This is a genomic window from Streptomyces europaeiscabiei (assembly GCF_001550375.1).
GTDB classification, from domain to species: domain Bacteria; phylum Actinomycetota; class Actinomycetes; order Streptomycetales; family Streptomycetaceae; genus Streptomyces; species Streptomyces europaeiscabiei.
The window spans coordinates 1-896 of sequence record NZ_LRTR01000648.1 but is presented as its reverse complement, the minus strand read 5'-3'; the positions used below and the strand labels follow the sequence as shown (position 1 = coordinate 896).

Below are 896 nucleotides of genomic sequence, written 5' to 3'. Positions count from 1 at the left end.
CCGCCGCGCGCCGCCCGGGCCTGCCTGGCGTGCCGCAGCGCCCTGATGCTCGGCGTGTACGAGGAGGCGACCCGGTCCAGCACCGAGCGCCCGTCACCGAGCGCCGCCGCCCGATGATGACCGGCGGCGTGCAGCGGCAGATGGGCCAGCGGCCCGGACGCCGACCACCACAGCCTCGGTATCGCACCGCGCGGGGTGCCATCGGGGATCGGCCGGGTCAGACCCGCCGCCTCCAGCACCGGTTCCGCGATGGTGTCCCACAGCCATTCGAGAGTGTCGAACACGGTCGCGGCGGCTTCCTTGCGCTGGGCGCGCGACTCGCCGGCCCCCACGGAGACCGCCGTGAGGAACCGCCGTGCGGTGTGCGCAAGCCGCCCCTCGGTGGCGTCGAGTCGCACGAGTTCGATGCCCTTGGCAGTGACGACGAGGGCATCGGAGCGCAGCAGGTCGATGTTGATCAGGACGATCGGCCCTTCCTTCGCCTCGCGCCGCATCTGCTCGGCGCTGGGCGGCAGCAGGAAGTGCTCGAAGCCGTCGAGCCCCCGGATTCGGGCCAGCAGCCGCTGCCACTCCTCTGCCACTTCGTGCTGCTCCCGAATCCGTGCGGCGTCGCCGGGCCCGGTCGGCGCGCCCGCCGTCTCCGCATCCGTATCCGACTCTGTCTCCCGCAGCCGACGGGCGAGGGCGGTGAACTCACGGGCCTCCTGCGGATGGACCGCGTCCAGGTCGGAGACATCGCTGCGGGCCTGGAGGTCCTGCGCCATCAGCACCGCCCGGCCCTGCTCCAGCAGCGCTGCCGCCTGCTCCGTACGGCCCGCGGCGAGCGCCACCGCGCACGCGGTACGGGCCAGGCTCGTCCCCGCGAGCCGGTCCGGGAGGTCGGAGGCGCGGCGGGG

Annotated in this window: 1 protein-coding gene; it reads right to left on the bottom strand. The window is 74.3% G+C overall.

Going from position 1 to position 896, the window contains the following annotated elements:
* A partial coding sequence (locus AWZ10_RS31655) for a CHAT domain-containing protein (RefSeq protein ID WP_159058415.1) occupies window positions 1-896 on the bottom strand: 896 nt, incomplete at both ends.